This window comes from Kosmotoga arenicorallina S304 (genome assembly GCF_001636545.1).
GTDB classification, from domain to species: Bacteria; Thermotogota; Thermotogae; order Petrotogales; family Kosmotogaceae; genus Kosmotoga_B; species Kosmotoga_B arenicorallina.
Genome location: NZ_JFHK01000015.1, coordinates 90,293 through 107,299 on the forward strand (window position 1 = coordinate 90,293; position 17,007 = coordinate 107,299).

Sequence of the window (17,007 nt, forward strand, 5' to 3'; positions counted from 1 at the left end):
ATATGCCCTTACACCCACCACATTCGGTTAGGATATCTGGTATAGGAGGCCAGGGAAATGTTTTGATGGGAATTATCCTTGCTGATGCACTGGTTTCTATGGGGTTATGGGTAGTACAAACCCAGTCATATGGGGCACAGGTTCGTGGAGGATTATCCTATTGCGATGTACTGTTCTGCAAAGAACCTATTGACTATCCCAAAGCAAACAATTTCAACGTTATATACTCCATGCACCAGATAGCAGTAAATGCACATATCAATTTGCTCAAACCCAACGGAATACTCATCATAGATAGCTCGTATGTATCAAACCTTCCGAAGGAAGCATTCAGAATAACAAAAAAAATAATCATGAAACCTATATCAAAGCTGACTCAGGAGCGTTTTGGCACAGCTTTGCCTTCAAACATGGTAGGACTGGGTATTATTTCCAAAGCTTCCAATATAATTAAACCGGAGGCCCTGAAAAAAGCCATGAAAAAGCATATAAAGGAGAAATATCACAAACTAAACGAAGAAGCCATTGACTTTGGTATATCGCTGGTGGAAAAATCTTATACGCTAAAAGAAGAATCAAGAGAGTTTATAAGAGGGTTTGAATGAGGCCTTTTTTAAGTAGTTTTGAGTTTGCCGTTAAGGGACTCAAATATCTGGTTTTGAATGAGAGGAATTTCAGGGTACAATTTATAATAGGGATATTCATTCTCCTGCTTGCATTTTTTCTCCCTCTTGAGGGATGGGAGTTTTTTTGGATATTGTTTTCGGTTTTCTTTGTCCTGAGCCTTGAAGGATTAAATACAATCGTTGAAGAAGTTCTGGACTTTATGGAAGAAAAATACCACAGAAAAATCGAAATAGTAAAAGATATTTCGGCGGGGACCGTGCTTCTTGGCTCAATGTTCAGTGTAATTGTTGCAACAATAATCTATGGTAGAGTGTTATTTGGCATTTCAAGATTTTCCGGGTTCATTATTGGTATAATATTAGATGGTTTCCTTTTTGGCCTTGGCCTTTTTGGAGGTGGAAAGAAGTGAGCATTCGCAGTTTATTCCTGCTATTAGTCGCGGTTGTTATCGTATCCATAACTGGATTCAGTTATATCCTTATAACGTACACCATTCATCAGGGGGATACGCTTTATTCTATTGCTGTGGAGCACAATTTGCATGTATCGACTATCCTTGACTTCAACGACATAGAAGACCCTAAAAGCCTTAAAATCGGTGAAAAGATCGTATTTCCACAGCCAGATGGTTTATTGTACGAAGTGAAAAGCGGTGAAAACCTTTCATATATCGCCAAGCTTTTTTTCGCTCCTGTCGAGGACATTATAAAAGCAAACAACATAAAGAACGGAGATATCATAGTTCCCGGTCAGAAGCTTTTCATTCCAATGGATTCCGTTAACAAGTATGATTACGAACCAATCGAAAGACCTTTCAGATGGCCAGTCTATGGGATTATAAGTTCAAATTACGGTTGGCGGATACACCCCATAACCGGAAAGCTCGCCTTTCATACCGGGCTTGACATCGCAGCACCCATGGGAGCGCCAATATTTGCCGCTGACGATGGCTATGTGACCTTTGCCGGGCTCAATGGAGGCTATGGCTACATGGTAGAGATACAGCATGACAACGGTATGGTAACGCGATACGGCCATATGAGCCACATAAGTGTCTATGTTGGCCAGCGCGTATTCATGGGGTCGCTCCTTGGCAGAATTGGTGCAACAGGTCTTGCCACAGGTCCCCATGTGCATTTTGAAGTTAGGGACAATGAGTACAGAACTGTCGATCCCCTTTCAACCCTTCCCGCAAGAGATTTGATGTACGTTATAAGGGGTTATGAAGAAGGGAACACAGACGCAGGCGGAAAATGAAGCGAATACTCGTTAGTGCCTGTCTTTTCGGAATAAATTGCAATTACAAAGGCAAGAACAACCTGAATTATCGCATATTTTCCCTGATGAAGGATTTTGCCTTAATTCCTGTTTGCCCTGAGCAGCTTGCAGGCTTGCCCACTCCCCGGCCAAGAGCTGAAATAATTGGTGGAAAGGGCTGGGTACCGGGTTCGAGGGTGGTAAATGAGTTTGGCGTTGATATAACAACGGTCTTTGAAAAGGGTGCAGAAGAGACATTGAAAATTGCAAGGCTCTTTGAAGTCGAACTTGCCATTTTGAAGGGTGGAAGTCCTTCATGTGGTACGCAGCATGTCTACGACGGCACTTTCAGTTCGATTCTGGTTCCGGGAGTTGGGGTAACTGCCGCTCTTTTACGAAAAAATGGTATAGAAGTTCTTTCAGAGGATGAAATTGAATACCTTATCGGGTCTTGAGGTGAAAATGCCCAGCAAGAAACGAAGTAAAGGGACGTTAAGTCTTGTAGAAGAAAAAAAGCTGAAAACAAGATACAGGAAACTCAGTTATGGCGCATGGATAACTGGTTTCTCTTCATTAGCGCTGCTGCTTTTCCAGAATTACGGAGATATCCTTGCCCTTATTCGTGGTGGAATGATAACCATGCTGCTTGTTTTGGATTTTATTGGCTTTTGCCTGGCGCTGCTACTTTTCTCTATGGCAACTTTGTATTCCTTTTTGATGGAAAAGCGGAATTGGGTAATAGCAAACGCTTTGCTGGCAGTGGTGGTTTTTCTATCCCTGTACCTGTTTTCAGCGAAAATCCCCTTTGTAGATAGCCATGGAACACTTCGCGAAATTACACCCCATTTTCTAAGATACATAGCACTTGGAACTACCTTTGGCGGGCTTTTTCTTGCTCTGATAGCTTTTCTTAAAAGGAAAGAAAATTGAAGAAAGCACCATGCATCCACCTTCGACTAACCGAGACCGGACCGGTTACGCTTTCGAACTCAGGTTGAGCACTCCTGCGGCACACGGTAAGCCCGCTTATGGCTGCTTCCTTCCGGACCTGACCAGGTTCACAGGTTCCCGTTGCGCAGGACCCAACCATCAACATCCTCCAGCGCACCGCGTTCCGACCAGGGCAGCCTCTGGTGGCCTTCGACCCCGCATATGGCGGATTTCGGGTACAGGGAACCGCCAGCTCCCCGCCTAGCATGGTGCGTTTACATTATACCCTGATTTGCTCTTCACTTCAAGAGGCAACTATTTAAGAAAGGTCCGAAGGATTGAATCAGTGTAATCCTTTTTTATGCCGGGAATCATAATAGTTTTAAACTTCATTGATTTTAGTTTCAAATATTCATCTTCCACCGGATCCACATTCAAAGCAAGCAAAGAACCGGAGTTATATTTGATACCTTTGATAATGGTGATAAGCTCGCTGACAATTCCCGTATTCAATGCCCTTGCTTCTCCCTGATCGCACAGAACACCAGAAACAGGCGGATTGACCATTGCAGTCGCAACAGCCAGTTTTTCATCTCTTGAGAATTCGTTAAGATTCAGTTCTTTGTTCGCTTCTTTGACGAGATAATTTTCGCTGCTGTAAAACAGCTCTTTTGCCCGGTTGACAACGCTTCGATCGGGGATGGTAAAGATCTTGATATCGTTTTCATGAGCGAATCGGACAGCTTCGCCATTGAAAACCCCGCAAAATGTTCCAACACCAAGGGCAGAGAGTCTTCTCATGATGGGGTAATCAATGGTGAAGCTGGAAGCATACATCATTCCGTGGCTGCTGTAATGCCTTTTTATATGGCCATTTACGGATGCATGAAGTACTTTTCCATTTGTTAGAAAGGCAGATACATCTCCAAGAAGGTCATATAGTTTCATGAAAGCGGCAGCATTGTTGACATCTTCTGCCTCAATTCCCACCGAAGGATTTGCAAGGTGAACTTCATCCAGAAGGCCCGGATATCCTTCTATTTTATATAAAGAACCACCGGAGAATGTAGGTATAACATATTCTAAAACAAGGTACTCGTATTTCTCAGATGCGAATAGCTGAGAGAATTCCTTGTGGGCAGTGGAGATGTACGAAGAAATGCTGTATAACCCTTTCAATGCGAGCCTTCTTCGCTTTTGAAGCAAAATATCGCCACAGTAAGTCATGTTGTCTATTGCATCTTCATAGTCGCCGGGATCTGTCAACAACACAATATCTCGATAATTTCTAATGGAAGCTGAAACCAGAGCCAATTTTCCCGCATCAATGCTCAAACCGCTTTCATATTCCAGGTCGAAATCGCGATTGAAATTCGTTATTACCATATCAAATCCTGGATTTGCACCCTTGCCGTGGTTCATTTGCGATGCTGTTAGATAAAGCATTTCACTATCTGAATGTGTGCCATCGAAGAAGTCCTTCAATCTCAAAGCATCGATTCCCGACTCTATAAGGTAATTGTAATTCATTGTATCGGATACAATTTCGGCACCATTGGCACTCAGAAAATTGCAAAGCTCCAGAAGATTCTCCCTATCACTCACAGTTACAAGAACTCTTTTTATGTTCAAACTTCCACCTCCACAACTCAATTCTAACAGAAGTACTTTGTTTGCATTTTAACACTCAAAATAGTATTATAAGAATTAAATGCTCTTCGTATTTCAAATCTTTTAAAAGTAGTCGGGTCTTTTACTTCGAAGAGCCCCTGTAAAAACAATAAAGGGGTGAGCAAATGGTAAAGAAAACACTTGATTTTGCTGAAGCTGAAGAGGTTAAGCTTGTTCGCCTTCAAATAACGGACATAAACGGCACCTTAAAAAATGTCGAGCTTCCTGTGAAACGCCTTGAAGAAGCTTTGTTAAAGGGCGTTATGTTTGATGGTTCTTCTATAGATGGATTCGTAAGGATTGAAGAATCCGACATGTTGCTCTTTCCAGACCCCCGCACTGCTTCCCTTTTGCCATGGAAATCCGATTTTGAAAAGACCATCAGGCTTATTTGTGATGTAATGCTTCCTGACGGATCACCCTTCGAAGGTGATCCAAGATACCGGTTAAGAAGGATCGTAGAAAAGGCTAAAACAATGGGGTTTGAGGCCTTTGCCGGACCTGAACCGGAATTCTTTCTGATAAACCGGCAGGAAAACGATTCAAAAACAGGAGGGATAAAACTCCTTGACCGGGGTAGTTATTTTGATATGTTACCCGTTGATAATGGCGAAGAAACTCGAAAAAATATAGTTGTTGCGCTGGAAAAAATGGGTTTTGAAGTGGAGGCGGCACATCATGAGGTAGCGCCTTCACAGCATGAAGTGGATTTCCGTTATACAGACATATTGCAAACAGCCGATAATATCCAGACATTCAAATGGGTTGTAAAAACTATAGCCATGCTTAATGGAATTCAGGCAACTTTCATGCCGAAACCCTTTGAAGGGATTAATGGTTCTGGCATGCATATACATCTCAGCCTCTTTTCGAAAGGTAAAAATGCCTTTTACGATCCTGACAAATCCTATGAACTAAGTGATATTGCTGTTTTCTTCATTGGCGGGATTTTGAAATATGCGTCTGAACTCACCGCGGTTACTAACCCGACAGTTAACAGCTACAAGCGATTAGTCCCGGGTTATGAAGCACCTGTGAATATCTCATGGGCTCTTGGAAACAGAAGTGCGATGATAAGGGTTCCTTCGGTTCGGGGACAGGCAACACGGATTGAAATAAGAAATCCAGATCCTACTTGCAATCCCTATCTTGCTCTTGCGGTTATACTGGCTGCTGGTTTGAAGGGGATCGAAGAAGAAATCCTTCCCCCTAAACCTGTTGACAGAAATATCTTTGAGCTTGACAGCGGTGAAAAGCTAAAACGCAAAATAGGATTTTTGCCCGGGGATTTGAAAGAGGCAACAGAAAAAACTGAAAAGAGCATACTTGTCCGCGAAGTCCTTGGAAAGCACATATTTGAAAAGTTTATCGAAACTAAAAAGCTTGAATGGGAAAGGTTCATGAAAAGTGTAACTAATTGGGAACTGTCAGAATATATAGAGTATTAAACTGAAAGGGTTAAAAATCAGGAATTCTTTACGAAACATTGTGTTTCGACAAGCAAAGTTGTTATGTGCTATAATGCATTGTTGTTAATTCCCGCTTTGTCTGAGGACAAGGCCATAAGTCCATGGGAGGAGGTAAAAAATGTCTGAAAAAAGGATCTACGAAACCATGTTTATCGTCTCGCCACAGCTTGACGAAGAACAGAGAAATGACCTTGCAGAAAAGGTGAAGAACTACATTGAAGAGAGAGTCGGGGGCGAGATCGAGAAGTTCGACCGCTGGGGAATGCGGAAGCTCGCATATCGTGTGAGAAAAGGATTTACGGAAGGCGATTACACCCTTATCCTTTTCCGCGCTGACCCTGAAAAGGTTAACGTACTCGAAAGGCTTTTCAACATCACCCCTGATATTTTCAGGTGGCAGACCTTCCGGAGAGAAGACCTTGAAAAGGAAGAGAAAAAGAAAGAAAAACCGGAAGTCGAGAAGGCTCCTGAGGAAGTAGTTGAGACAATTGTTGAAACTGCTCCAGAAACTGTCGAAGAAGTGTCCAATGACGCGCCTGCAACAGAAGAAAAGCCTGAAGAAAAGGCGGAGGAATAATCATGTCTATCAGCTACAACAAAGTGGTTCTTGTTGGACGCTTAACCAGAGATCCCGAAATAAAATTCAGTACCAGTGGAACCCAGATTTCCCTTTTCACCCTTGCCGTTGATAGACCAATGAGAAGCGGCATGGATGATAGCGGGAATACTGATTTCATAAAGATTGTTAGTTTCGGGAAACTCGCCGAATTCGCTGGAAACTATTTGACCAAGGGAAGGCTGGTTCTGGTAGAAGGGTCGCTCAGGATCAGAAAATGGAAAACAGCTGATGGAGATCCGCGCAGCACTGTTGAAATAGTTGCGAATGCGATACGATTTCTTGAAACCAGATCACAGGTTGAAAGCACACCAGAAGTCATAGACGAACCCGAAGAAAAAACTGACCTAAGCGACGACATAACTTTCTTTGGAAGCGAACCCGCTGACACTAACGACGACGATATCCCATTTTAATCAGAAATGAGGAGGAATAAAAAATGAGAGAAAGAAGAAAGAGAAGAACAAAAAAGAAATGCAGACTTTGTGGCATGAAGATCAACTATGTTGACTATAAAAACACTTCCCTTTTAAGAGACTTCATGACAGACAAGGGGAAAATCATTCCAAAAAGAATCACCGGAAACTGTGCCAAACATCAGAGGATGATAAAAACAGCAATAAAGCGCGCAAGACACATGGCACTGCTTCCATTTACCAAGGAATAAAAAAAGGGGAGGCCGAAAGCCTCCCTTTTTTAACCGGGGGGTGAAAGAGTGAAAGTCATTCTTCTCAAAGATGTTCCAAAGCTCGGGAAAAAAGGCGAACTCAAAGAAGTTTCAAATGGTTACGGGAGAAATTACCTTATTCCAAGAGGATTAGCTGTTGAAGCTACATCCAGCGAACTTGCAAAGCTCCGTGCACAGCGCGAGCAAAAAGAGAAGCATGAAGAGATGATAAGAAGAAAAAGCGAGGATCTGTTAAAAAAGCTCCTTCAAAAGCACTTCAGGTTAAAGGCAAAAGCTGGTTCTTCTGGAAAGCTTTTCGGCGCTATAACCAGCAAAGATATCGCCGAACTGATCTCAAAAGAATTGCAAATCGAATTTGATAGAAAGCACATAATACTCTCTGATAACATAAAAAAGCTGGGCGATTACGAAATTGAAATCAAACTTCCCGGAAATGTGAGGGGAAAGATAAAAGTCTCAATAGAAAGTTCAGAGGTGGAATAATTTGGAGTTTAAGATATACTCCAAGGCGCTTTATTCAACCTGGATCCTCTTTCATCCTGAGCGCCTTTTATTTGATGCTGGCGAAAGCATTTCAAGCATTCTCGGAAACAGTGTATACGCAATAAGAGATGTAGTTCTCACCCATGGTCATGTGGATCATATAGCCGGTTTGTGGGGTTTGATAAACACAAGAAATGTAGCTATGGGCGATAGAAAGAAGCCTCTGAGGATAATCTTTCCTCGGGGTAATAGAGCCATTCAGGCATATCTTGACTTCATTATTGGCATGAATCCCAGACTGAGATATGAAATCATATTGAAACCGGTAGACCCGGAAGAAGAGATATTCTTACGGACCGCAGGGAATTTCAAGCGCTGGCTCGTTCCATTCAGGGTAAGGCACACCCCTGGGGAAATTAGCTACGGATATCATATAATTGAAGAGAGAAAGAAACTCAAAGCTGAATTCAGAAGTCTAAACTCTGATGAAATCGTAGCATTGGTAAAAAAGCATGGCCGGGAATATATCACCGAGAACTTTACTAAAAAAATCCTGACTGTGAGCGGTGATAGCTATGCGCTTCCTCCAGAAGTCATCGAAGACAGCGAAACCCTGTTGCACGAATGCACCTTTCTAAACGGGAAGGATCGAAAGAACCAAAATCATTCCACTCTGGAAGAAATAGTAGAGAACGTTTGTAAGTCAAAGGGTATTAAAAGACTGATACTTTATCATATCTCCGGCCGTTATTCGACAAGAATAAAGAAACTTTCCAAAGCGTTTGTTGAAAAACTCGAGGATAGGGAGTTGAAAATCCACTTCGTTTACCCCGAAAAACTCTTTGTCCTTTAGGGGAGGCGAAAACATGAGTTATGTTGGATGGATGATTTTTGGTGTCGTTCTTCTCGTAGTTGAAATATTAACTCCTACCTTCTTCTTTCTCTGGTTTTCTATTGCAGCTTTTCTTTCCGGTATTTTGGCTATGTTCGGGTTGAATCTCGGCTGGCAGGTATCGGTTTTTGCTGTCTCAAGTACATTCCTTGTCATTTTCACACGACCCATAGCGAAAAAGTTAATGGGAGAATCCTCAAGGAAGGTTTATGTGGATGAACTAAAGAAAAGCGTAGCAAGAGTGGTTCAGGATATAGATGCAGATAAAGGAACCGGTATTGTTAAAATATCTGGTGAAAGCTGGAGAGCGGTATCTGTTGACCCAAAGAAGGTAATAAAGAAAGGCGAGGAAGTTCTTGTCGAGCGCATCGAAGGAACAACTGTGTACGTAAAGCCGATAGAAACAAAGGCTGAAAAGGAGGGGGAAAAGGCATGATAATATGGATTGTTCTTGCTGTTGTCATTCTTATCATAGCGGCTTCGGGAATTAAGATCATCAGACCATTCGAAAAAGGCTTGGTTGAAAGGCTCGGGAAATACAACCGTGAAGCAGGACCGGGCTTGAATTTCATTATACCCTTTATAGAAAGAATAATCAAGGTTGACCATCGTGAGATGGTAATCGATGTTCCGCCTCAGGAAGTGATCACAAACGACAACGTAATTGTTACGGTAGATGCGATTATATATTACGAAGTAACAGATGCCTTCAGGGTTATTTATAATGTCAGGAACTTTGAGGTAGCTGCCATTAAACTGGCGCAGACGAATTTGAGAAATGTGATTGGTGAAATGGAGTTAGACCAGACGCTTACCTCCCGTGAAAGGATAAATGTCAAACTTCGTGAAGTGTTAGATGAAGCCACCGACAAATGGGGTGTCAAAGTTACCAGAGTTGAGTTGAAGAAAATTGATCCACCTCAGGATATTATGGATGCCATGTCAAAACAGATGAAGGCCGAAAGAACAAAGAGGGCTGTTATTCTTGAAGCAGAAGGTTATAAGCAATCGCAAATCACCAAAGCTGAAGGTGATAAAAGATCTGCAATATTAAAGGCAGAAGGTCAGGCTGAAGCCATAAAGAGAGTTGCAGATGCGAACAAGTACAAGTTAATTGCAGAAGCTGAAGGGCAAGCAAATGCCATTATTAAGGTCTTTGAGGCAATTCATGACGGAAGACCCACCAATGACCTTATTGCGGTGAGATATCTGGAAACTTTGAAGGAAATCGCGAATGGGACAGCGAATAAAGTATTCCTTCCTTACGAAGCTTCTGGTTTTCTTGGCAGTATTGCAGCAGTCTCTGAACTCTTTAAGAAAGACGGCTCTTCAACAATGAAAAAACCCAAAGAGAAGTGATCGAATGCTCGCTTTTGAGTTTTTGCTGGAATTTGTTTATTCCTCTCTGATAGCAATGGTGGCAACGGCTTTTGCTGTGGCCACCGTTTTCAGGTTTTTCAGAATCAGCAAAAAACCGGGTTTCAGCTTTAAGATGATGAATATATCACTTCTCGGGCTATTGACGACAGCGGTTTCCAGTAATGCTAACAGCAAAATAACAGATGCTTTTCTCTTTGCCTTTGCCTATCTGTATATACTCCGGGAGATATCAGAACACCTGAGCAAATTCGACGACATATTCAGGGCTTTTTTCCTTTCCATGGGATATACTCGCCACGAGTATTTCATGAATGTCATCTTTAAGTTCGGAAAGTGGAAGCTCCTTCAATCTGTGCTAAGCTTTTCACTTGTGACCACATCTATCATATTTGTGCTGGGTGAATTCAGGCGTTTAATACCGGGTCAAATAGATTCGCTGGCCTTAATGCTTTCCGTACTCTTTGCGGTAATATGTGTCCTCACCTGGTTTGTTGAAAGAGATAGAAACAAACTATCAAATTCCGAGTAACATTGTCGTGTTAATATACCCCTAGAGGGTATTAAGTTTAAAGGATCAGGAGGAAAAGAAAATGGCTGAAAGACTTCTTAACGATGAAATAAGAAAACAGGTAAAAGAAATACTATCGGAAATGAAAGGCAAGGTTAAAATTCTGTTCTTCAATTCTGACAGCAATTGCGATTATTGCTCGACGGTTGAAGGGTTAATAGGAGAACTGACTGAAATTACAGATCAAATTGAATTCGAAAGACATGAACTGGATTCTGAAAAAGCATCTGAGCTGGGCATCAAAATGGCTCCTGCGCTTGTGCTCCTTACGCCAGATGGAAAGGACAAGGGGGTCAGGTTCTACGGAATCCCTTCCGGCCATGAGTTCGGGACGCTGTTACAGGATATCCTGAGCTTTTCAAAAAACGCTGTGGCGGAGCTTTCCCCGGAATCACTGGAAAAGCTATCAAAAATTGACAAACCAGTTGATATCAAAGTTTTTGTGACACCTACATGCCCCTACTGTCCAAAGGCAGTTCTTACAGCACATAATATTGCCATGGCTAATGAACACGTAACCGCTTCCATGGTAGAAGCGAATGAATTCCCGGAATTATCCATGGAATACGGTGTGAGCTCTGTTCCTCACATAGTGATTAACGACAAGGTGAGCTTCATCGGAGCATATCCAGAACCACAATATGTTGAAGAAGTCCTAAAAGCTCTCTGATAAGAGGTGATGAACAGTGGCATTTTTTGACCTTGGAAGCGCCAAGCAAAAAAGTACGCTGAAGGAATATTACGATGTGATAATTATCGGAGGAGGACCCGGGGGTATCACCGCCGGGATTTACGCTGTTCAGGCAGGATTGAAGCCACTGATCATAGAAAGGGCTCTCGAAGGCGGTCAGGTCAACAACACCGAGAAAGTGGAAAATTGGCCGGGTTTTCCTTCAATAGGAGGCATTGAGCTTGCAGAAAAATTTGCTGAACACGCCAGGGAATTCGATGTTGAATTTCTCAGTGCAGAAGTCGTAAACCTTGAATTAGCTGATGACAAAAAAACGGTCATTCTGGATAATGGCAAGAAAGTTTCGTCAAAAGTTGTAGTTATCTCTACCGGGTCAAATCCAAGAAAACTTGGTGTTCCCGGTGAGAAAGAATTTATCGGAAAAGGCATTTCTTACTGCGCAACCTGCGATGGGCACTTTTTCAAAGATCAGCATATTGCGGTTATTGGTGGCGGTAACAGTGCCCTGGATGAGACACTTTTCCTGACAAAAATTGCTAGAAAAATTACAATTGTCCAAAATCTCCCGAAACTGACTGCTGACAGACTCCTTCAGCAGAGAGTGGAAGCAACAGGCAAGGTAGATTACATTTTCAACAGTGTTGTGGAAAAAATCGAAGGCACGGACAAAGTTGAAAAACTGATTTTGAAAAACACTCAAACTGGCGAGCTCTCAGAACTGGAAGTATCCGGAGCTTTCATCTTTATTGGTCTTACCCCGAATACGGCATTTTTAAAAAACAAGCTGAAACTCAATGAATACGGTTACATAGTTACAGACGAAAACATGGAGACGGAAGTCCCGGGCGTGTATGCTGTTGGCGACGTAAGAGAAAAGGAAGTGCGCCAGATCGTCACTGCCGCTGCCGATGGAGCAATTGCGATCTCACACGCAGCCAGGAAATATTTCGACGAAAATTAAAAGAGATTATCATTCAGAAGGGGATCGTTGAGAATTTCAATGATCCCCTTTTTCATATCTATTTTTACCCAGGCTCCCACGGGAAGCGTCAATTTAGGAAGGTCTCCATGAAATACCGGTAACCCTATCCATACGGGAAAAGGTGCCTTTGCGAAAAGGTCTTTTAGAATTTCAACAATCTCTTCAAAATCCGCATTTTCAATACGCGTGAAGCCGGCGAATATTATTCCCCTGAGTTCGTTGTACTCCTTCAGATTGGCAATTCCCCAGACCATTCTTTCAATCGACTCTCTGGATTCTCCAACATCTTCCAGCACCAAAATGGCGTCCTTTAAGCTCCCGAAGTATTCAGTCCCCTGAAGTGTCTTGAACAGTGAAAGGTTTCCAACGATCAGCCTCCCTGTCATAACACCGGGGACTATTGCCTCTCTGTTTCCGTCAAAGTGAATTGTTTTTTCGCCTTTTAAGACCTTGAGCATATTTTCAAGAGACTGCTCATCGTTGTCGAACTCCACGGTGACCATGGGTCCATGATAGGTGATCATTCCGGTCTTGAAATAAATTGCGAGCAGCAACGCGGTTATGTCGCTGTAGCCGACAATTGGCTTTGGATTTTGCTTTATTCTATCCCAGTTTAGATATTCGAGGAGTCGAAAAGAACCATGACCTCCTCTGGAAGCGATTATAAAATCTACGTCTGGATTCACAAAGGCTTCTTCCAGTTCTCTCGCTTTCTCCTGGTCTGAGAGAAATACGGAACAGCTTCGACCCTCTATTACTTCAAGACCCTTTGATTCCATCGTCGAGATTCCTTGCTTTAACAAATATTGGTCCGGAAACCTAGCTGGTGAGGTGACAAAGGCGACTTCCATCTTTGAAGAAGGGCTGGACTCTGTCTTTACTTTATATTCCTTTATTGCTGAAAGCCTCGAAAAAGACAGCAAGGCAAGTATGACAAATATCAGTGGAATGACTCTCTTCATGGAAATCCTCCTATAAAGCTAGAATATTTCTAATATCTTCTACAAGTTCATGTATCTGATGTGGATTTGAAACAATGTCCACCTTTGTAGCATTGATCTTGTAAATTGGTGAAAAATTATATTCTTTAATCCAATTCTTATAAAGATTATCGAGCTGCTGCCAGTAGGCTATGGGAACTTCCAGTTCCATCTGGCGTCCCCGTCTCCTGATACGGCTCAGGATTGTATCAACATCGGCATCCACAAAAACAAGGAGATCAGGATGTCTGATATATTTCATCATTGAGTCGAACATCTGAAGATATGTCTCGAACTCCTTTTTCCTCATTTTTCCGGTTTCGTAGAGATTGCGCGCGAATATGGCGGCATCTTCGTAAATTGAGCGGTCAAAAACCGCGTTCTTCTTCTCCATTTCCGCTTCTTTGATTGCAGAAAAGCGGTGAACTAAAAAATACGTTTGAAGATGATATGCCCACTTGCGCTGGTCGTGGTAGAAATCTTCGAGAAAAGGATTATCAGCGACGGATTCATAGAATACTTCAAATCCCAGTTGTTTTCCTATTGCCTGTGCCAGCGTAGATTTGCCTGCTCCAACGTTTCCTGCGAATACGATTATTTTGCTATCCATTTTTTCCCCCTTAACATCAACATCATCAGAAAAATATTTTAGCACGTAATGGTGCACACAAAATAAAGAAATGATAATATTTTTATAGAACACTTAGTTCATGGCTTGAATTTAATATGCGTTTTGTAGTATATTTATTACGGTGCATCATTATTATTATTTCTTTTATACTATTTCAAGGAGGTGTTAGCATGAAAAAGCTGCTCGTTCTTACGGTGATTTTGCTAACAGTACTGTCTTTTGCTAAAATCACGGTAATCGTTCCATGGTCTGGCGCGGAACTGGACAAATTCCTGCCTGTCATTTCAGCTTTTGAGGCAAAAACAGGGATAGAGGTGGAGTACAAAACCTATCGCGCAGAAGACCTTGCAAACATTTTGCCAGCACAATTTGCAGCAAGGAAAGCGCCCGGAGATGTCATATTTATGTGGACATCCTTCCTCGCAAAGAACACAGCAAACGCCGTAGAGCTTTCAGATGTTGTAATGCCCTCCAATTATCTGCCAGGTGCCCTCGACAACGTTACCTTTGATGGCAAAATCTATGGCTTTGCCTACACTGCAAAAGTGAAGCCCGGATTCTGGTACCGAAAGTCTTTCTTTGAAAAGCACGGGCTTACGCCACCAAAAACCTGGGATGAATTTGTACTCTTGCTGAGATATCTGAAACAGGTTCCCGGATTGAAAGCGCCTATCGCAAGCGGTGACGGTGTTGGTTGGCCTCTCTCAGACGTTACCGAACATTTTCTTATAACTTTCGGTGGCCCTGAGCTTCAGAAAGACCTTATAGAAGGAAACATCAGCTGGCAGAGCTACACTGTAAGAAAGGCAATGGAAAAGCTTGCCTTCTTGCTGGAGCAGGGATTTTTCAGCGAACCTGTTGAATGGACCACCATCCTCAAACAGTGGTGGAATGGCGAATACGGTCTCTACTTCATGGGAAGCTGGATAACCGGTATGGTAGATGACCCCGATGATCTGGGTGTATTCAGCCTACCGGGAAATCAAGGTATGGTTTTCGGTATTGACTACGCCTTTGTTCCCAAATTCTCAAAGAACATTGACGAAGCAAAGCAATTTGTGGCATTCCTGGCAAGTGCCGAAGGTCAAAGTGTACAGGTTGCCCAGGGCGGTCATATAGCCACTGTTCTTGGGGTTTCCGAAGCATCTTACCCCACTGTTGACAGAGAAGTTGCGAAACTTCTTGTTGGTGTCCAGTCTCTTAATGACCTGGACGACTCCATTGGCGGACTCTGGCAACCCGCTTTCTGGGATCAGCTGAAACTTCTCTGGGTAAGGCCAGAGAGACTTGACGACGTACTCATGGCACTTGATGAAAAAATGCCTAAATGGTTTTTCATAACCGCAATAGAAGGCCCCTTTATGGGGGCCTTCTATATGTTTAAGGACATTAAAGGGGGAGATAGCCATGATTCTTAGAAAAGCACGCCTTAAACACCTTATGATGTTTATAGTACCCGCTGCTGTTCTAATTGCAGCTTTTGTTTTATATCCCACCATCAGAACCATTACCTTGAGTTTTGTTGGGGAAGATGGCGAGCTGACCCTTTCCAACTACAAAGAGGTGCTTACAAGCAACGATGTCGTAGACCCCAGAGGATTTGAGAGAGGCTTTCCCTTTGGGGCTCTTATACACAATTTAATGTGGATAGCGATTCATTTGCCCCTTACAACCTTTTTAGGGCTTTTTCTTGCGGTTATCCTGAGAAATATAAAAGGTGGAGCCATAATAAAATCCATCATCTTTTTGGGTATGGTAATGCCTATGATAGTCGGTGGCATAATGGTGCGGTTCATGTTTGAAGAGAATGTCGGGGTAGTCAACATGATTCTCAGCATTTTCGGAATACCCACCAAGACATGGATTGCTTATCCTGAAACTGCCCTGCCAGCGTTGATATTTGGTTCAGTCTGGCTATGGGCAGGGTTCAGCCTGATTTTGTATTCAGCGGGTCTTGAGACAATACCAAAATCATACTATGAAGCTGCCCAAATAGACGGCGCGTCGCCTGTGAGGATGTTTTTCAAAATAACTATTCCTCTTCTAAAGCCAATTACCGTTGTGGTTGTAACAATGACGCTCCTGTGGGAATTGAAAGTGTTCGATATCGTGTATGTTGCGACAATGGGTGGTCCCGGAGGCGCATCTAACGTTCTCGCGTTGCAGATGTACATGTATGGATTTAGAGAATGGGATTTCGGTAAGGCAGCAGTAGTTGCTGTTTTGATAACGCTATCTACACTTGTAGCCGCTGTGCCTATGATTAAATCTGCGGGAGATGAGGCTGAATGACAAAGAGAAGAATGTGGGCGAAAATATTTTTGAATATATTTGCGTGGTTCATAGGCCTTATATGGATTTTGCCTGTAATAGGGATATTAATGACAGCGATGAGACCCTTTGATGAAGTAATAAACGGGTGGTGGCATTTTGAGGAATTCCATCCAACGTTCAGCAATTTCATTAACGCTTTGAACCATCCTACCGCTCCTCTGCTTGTAGGGCTGAAAAACTCTTTGATTATAGCTCTGCCGGCAACAATACTGCCGCTCTTTATAGCTACCCTGGCGGGATACGGTATTTCCAGGTACCATTTTCCTCTTAGAAAGGGGCTTATAATTGCCGTTGTGTTAACCCTCGCTTTGCCACAGCAAATGATTGCCGTGCCTATCTTTCAGATGATGAGCAATCTCGGGTTGGTTGATACTTATCTGGGATTGATATTGCTTCACACAGCCTGGGGAATTCCATGGATCACCTTTTTCATGCGGAACTATTTCAAAACAATGCCGATATCCATCGAGGAAGCCGCGCGAATAGATGGCGCGAGCGATTTTCAAATATTCTATCGCGTTGTATTACCAAATATCTTTCCCGCAATTGCATCAGCGTCGGCATTGCAATTCACCTGGGTGTGGAGTGATTTCTTCCTGGCTCTCATTCTCATATATTCGCCTGACAAATTGCTGATGACCCAGCGGGTGCCTTTAATGAGAGGCGTTTACCACGTCGATTGGGGGCTTCTGTCCGCCGCTTCGATAATGGTTATGATAGTACCCATCTTGATTTACCTGCTGCTTCAGAGGTATTATGTAAAGGGAATGGTTGGCTGGACGATAAAATAGAAAAGTTGGTGATAATG

General features: G+C 42.8%; 22 protein-coding genes and 1 other RNA gene. 19 read left to right on the forward strand and 4 right to left on the reverse strand.

Annotation, left to right across the window (positions count from 1 at the left end; genetic code table 11):
• Positions 1-2 precede the first annotated feature (2 nt).
• From AT15_RS06965 to AT15_RS06985, 5 genes are read left to right on the forward strand one after another with little or no spacing between them, the layout of a single operon-like run.
• Positions 3-605 carry a 2-oxoacid:acceptor oxidoreductase family protein gene (locus tag AT15_RS06965; protein WP_068347814.1) on the forward strand — a complete coding sequence of 201 codons (603 nt, stop codon included), beginning with the start codon at positions 3-5 and terminating at the stop codon, positions 603-605.
• Complete coding sequence (locus AT15_RS06970; protein ID WP_068347816.1) at positions 602-1,036, forward strand: diacylglycerol kinase family protein; 435 nt, start codon at positions 602-604, stop codon at positions 1,034-1,036. The genes AT15_RS06965 and AT15_RS06970 overlap by 4 nt, the downstream gene beginning before the upstream one ends.
• Positions 1,033-1,884, forward strand: a complete 852-nt coding sequence (locus AT15_RS06975; RefSeq protein ID WP_068347818.1) for a M23 family metallopeptidase — start codon at positions 1,033-1,035, stop codon at positions 1,882-1,884. Before AT15_RS06970 ends, AT15_RS06975 begins: the two co-directional genes overlap by 4 nt.
• Positions 1,881-2,339: a DUF523 domain-containing protein gene (locus AT15_RS06980; protein ID WP_068347820.1), complete on the forward strand. Its 459-nt coding sequence runs from the start codon at positions 1,881-1,883 to the stop codon at positions 2,337-2,339. The genes AT15_RS06975 and AT15_RS06980 overlap by 4 nt, the downstream gene beginning before the upstream one ends.
• A 7-nt stretch (positions 2,340-2,346) precedes the next feature.
• Positions 2,347-2,814: a hypothetical protein gene (locus tag AT15_RS06985; protein ID WP_068347822.1), complete on the forward strand. Its 468-nt coding sequence runs from the start codon at positions 2,347-2,349 to the stop codon at positions 2,812-2,814.
• Positions 2,815-2,822: 8 nt separating this feature from the next.
• Here AT15_RS06985 and ffs read toward each other — a convergent pair.
• Positions 2,823-3,084, reverse strand: an RNA gene (ffs, locus tag AT15_RS06990) — signal recognition particle sRNA large type.
• A 45-nt stretch (positions 3,085-3,129) separates the two neighbouring features.
• Positions 3,130-4,446: a hypothetical protein gene (locus AT15_RS06995; RefSeq protein WP_068347824.1), complete on the reverse strand. Its 1,317-nt coding sequence runs from the start codon at positions 4,444-4,446 to the stop codon at positions 3,130-3,132.
• A gap of 164 nt (positions 4,447-4,610) precedes the next feature.
• Here AT15_RS06995 and glnA point away from each other — a divergent pair, with 164 nt between their 5' ends.
• The 11 genes from glnA to trxB all read left to right on the forward strand — a co-directional run bounded on the left by glnA (position 4,611) and on the right by trxB (position 12,233).
• Positions 4,611-5,933, forward strand: coding sequence for a type I glutamate--ammonia ligase (glnA, locus tag AT15_RS07000; protein WP_068347826.1), 1,323 nt, complete (start codon positions 4,611-4,613; stop codon positions 5,931-5,933).
• Positions 5,934-6,072: 139 nt separating this feature from the next.
• Complete coding sequence (rpsF, locus tag AT15_RS07005; protein WP_068347829.1) at positions 6,073-6,531, forward strand: 30S ribosomal protein S6; 459 nt, start codon at positions 6,073-6,075, stop codon at positions 6,529-6,531.
• A gap of 2 nt (positions 6,532-6,533) precedes the next feature.
• The gene (gene ssb, locus AT15_RS07010) at positions 6,534-6,986 is read left to right on the forward strand and encodes a single-stranded DNA-binding protein (protein WP_068347830.1); all 453 of its coding nucleotides are present in this window, start codon (positions 6,534-6,536) and stop codon (positions 6,984-6,986) included.
• A 23-nt stretch (positions 6,987-7,009) separates the two neighbouring features.
• The gene (rpsR, locus tag AT15_RS07015) at positions 7,010-7,237 is read left to right on the forward strand and encodes a 30S ribosomal protein S18 (RefSeq protein ID WP_068347832.1); all 228 of its coding nucleotides are present in this window, start codon (positions 7,010-7,012) and stop codon (positions 7,235-7,237) included.
• Between the two features lie 48 nt (positions 7,238-7,285).
• Positions 7,286-7,741: a 50S ribosomal protein L9 gene (gene rplI, locus AT15_RS07020; protein WP_068347834.1), complete on the forward strand. Its 456-nt coding sequence runs from the start codon at positions 7,286-7,288 to the stop codon at positions 7,739-7,741.
• A 1-nt stretch (position 7,742) separates the two neighbouring features.
• Positions 7,743-8,594, forward strand: coding sequence for an MBL fold metallo-hydrolase (locus tag AT15_RS07025; RefSeq protein ID WP_068347836.1), 852 nt, complete (start codon positions 7,743-7,745; stop codon positions 8,592-8,594).
• A gap of 13 nt (positions 8,595-8,607) precedes the next feature.
• Positions 8,608-9,069, forward strand: coding sequence for an NfeD family protein (locus AT15_RS07030; RefSeq protein ID WP_068347838.1), 462 nt, complete (start codon positions 8,608-8,610; stop codon positions 9,067-9,069).
• Positions 9,066-9,992 (forward strand): SPFH domain-containing protein, encoded by a 927-nt coding sequence (locus AT15_RS07035; RefSeq protein WP_068347840.1) that lies wholly within the window; start codon positions 9,066-9,068, stop codon positions 9,990-9,992. Before AT15_RS07030 ends, AT15_RS07035 begins: the two co-directional genes overlap by 4 nt.
• Positions 9,993-9,996: 4 nt before the next feature.
• Entirely contained in the window at positions 9,997-10,542 is a 546-nt protein-coding gene (locus tag AT15_RS07040) for a hypothetical protein (RefSeq protein ID WP_068347842.1), read from the forward strand.
• A gap of 61 nt (positions 10,543-10,603) precedes the next feature.
• Complete coding sequence (gene pdo / locus AT15_RS07045) at positions 10,604-11,251, forward strand: protein disulfide oxidoreductase (RefSeq protein ID WP_068347844.1); 648 nt, start codon at positions 10,604-10,606, stop codon at positions 11,249-11,251.
• A gap of 16 nt (positions 11,252-11,267) precedes the next feature.
• Positions 11,268-12,233, forward strand: coding sequence for a thioredoxin-disulfide reductase (trxB, locus tag AT15_RS07050; RefSeq protein ID WP_068347847.1), 966 nt, complete (start codon positions 11,268-11,270; stop codon positions 12,231-12,233).
• Here the strand turns inward: trxB and AT15_RS07055 are convergent.
• Positions 12,230-13,216, reverse strand: coding sequence for a S66 peptidase family protein (locus AT15_RS07055; protein ID WP_068347849.1), 987 nt, complete (start codon positions 13,214-13,216; stop codon positions 12,230-12,232). The two genes, trxB and AT15_RS07055, sit on opposite strands and share 4 nt — an antisense overlap.
• Before the next feature lie 10 nt (positions 13,217-13,226).
• Positions 13,227-13,844 (reverse strand): deoxynucleoside kinase, encoded by a 618-nt coding sequence (locus AT15_RS07060; protein WP_068347851.1) that lies wholly within the window; start codon positions 13,842-13,844, stop codon positions 13,227-13,229.
• 191 nt (positions 13,845-14,035) lie between these two features.
• Here AT15_RS07060 and AT15_RS07065 point away from each other — a divergent pair, with 191 nt between their 5' ends.
• Genes AT15_RS07065 through AT15_RS07075 form a run of 3 tightly spaced genes read left to right on the forward strand, consistent with a single transcriptional unit; the run spans position 14,036 to position 16,990 of the window.
• Positions 14,036-15,283 (forward strand): ABC transporter substrate-binding protein, encoded by a 1,248-nt coding sequence (locus AT15_RS07065; RefSeq protein ID WP_084251591.1) that lies wholly within the window; start codon positions 14,036-14,038, stop codon positions 15,281-15,283.
• A complete protein-coding gene (locus AT15_RS07070; protein ID WP_068347853.1) occupies positions 15,273-16,157 on the forward strand; it encodes a carbohydrate ABC transporter permease in 885 nt (294 codons plus the stop codon). The genes AT15_RS07065 and AT15_RS07070 overlap by 11 nt, the downstream gene beginning before the upstream one ends.
• Positions 16,154-16,990: a carbohydrate ABC transporter permease gene (locus AT15_RS07075; protein WP_068347854.1), complete on the forward strand. Its 837-nt coding sequence runs from the start codon at positions 16,154-16,156 to the stop codon at positions 16,988-16,990. Before AT15_RS07070 ends, AT15_RS07075 begins: the two co-directional genes overlap by 4 nt.
• Positions 16,991-17,007: the final 17 nt, after the last annotated feature.

Excerpts from the sequence above, each read along its gene's own strand:
- AT15_RS06965 (WP_068347814.1), top strand. The coding sequence starts at position 3 with ATGCCCTTACACCCACCACATTCGGTTAGGATATCTGGTATAGGAGGC.
- AT15_RS06970 (WP_068347816.1), top strand. The coding sequence starts at position 602 with ATGAGGCCTTTTTTAAGTAGTTTTGAGTTTGCCGTTAAGGGACTCAAA.
- AT15_RS06980 (WP_068347820.1), top strand. The coding sequence starts at position 1,881 with ATGAAGCGAATACTCGTTAGTGCCTGTCTTTTCGGAATAAATTGCAAT.
- AT15_RS06985 (WP_068347822.1), top strand. The coding sequence starts at position 2,347 with ATGCCCAGCAAGAAACGAAGTAAAGGGACGTTAAGTCTTGTAGAAGAA.
- glnA (WP_068347826.1), top strand. The coding sequence starts at position 4,611 with ATGGTAAAGAAAACACTTGATTTTGCTGAAGCTGAAGAGGTTAAGCTT.
- rpsF (WP_068347829.1), top strand. The coding sequence starts at position 6,073 with ATGTCTGAAAAAAGGATCTACGAAACCATGTTTATCGTCTCGCCACAG.
- ssb (WP_068347830.1), top strand. The coding sequence starts at position 6,534 with ATGTCTATCAGCTACAACAAAGTGGTTCTTGTTGGACGCTTAACCAGA.
- rpsR (WP_068347832.1), top strand. The coding sequence starts at position 7,010 with ATGAGAGAAAGAAGAAAGAGAAGAACAAAAAAGAAATGCAGACTTTGT.
- AT15_RS07030 (WP_068347838.1), top strand. The coding sequence starts at position 8,608 with ATGAGTTATGTTGGATGGATGATTTTTGGTGTCGTTCTTCTCGTAGTT.
- AT15_RS07035 (WP_068347840.1), top strand. The coding sequence starts at position 9,066 with ATGATAATATGGATTGTTCTTGCTGTTGTCATTCTTATCATAGCGGCT.
- AT15_RS07040 (WP_068347842.1), top strand. The coding sequence starts at position 9,997 with ATGCTCGCTTTTGAGTTTTTGCTGGAATTTGTTTATTCCTCTCTGATA.
- pdo (WP_068347844.1), top strand. The coding sequence starts at position 10,604 with ATGGCTGAAAGACTTCTTAACGATGAAATAAGAAAACAGGTAAAAGAA.
- AT15_RS07055 (WP_068347849.1), bottom strand. The coding sequence starts at position 13,216 with ATGAAGAGAGTCATTCCACTGATATTTGTCATACTTGCCTTGCTGTCT.
- AT15_RS07060 (WP_068347851.1), bottom strand. The coding sequence starts at position 13,844 with ATGGATAGCAAAATAATCGTATTCGCAGGAAACGTTGGAGCAGGCAAA.
- AT15_RS07065 (WP_084251591.1), top strand. The coding sequence starts at position 14,036 with ATGAAAAAGCTGCTCGTTCTTACGGTGATTTTGCTAACAGTACTGTCT.
- AT15_RS07070 (WP_068347853.1), top strand. The coding sequence starts at position 15,273 with ATGATTCTTAGAAAAGCACGCCTTAAACACCTTATGATGTTTATAGTA.
- AT15_RS07075 (WP_068347854.1), top strand. The coding sequence starts at position 16,154 with ATGACAAAGAGAAGAATGTGGGCGAAAATATTTTTGAATATATTTGCG.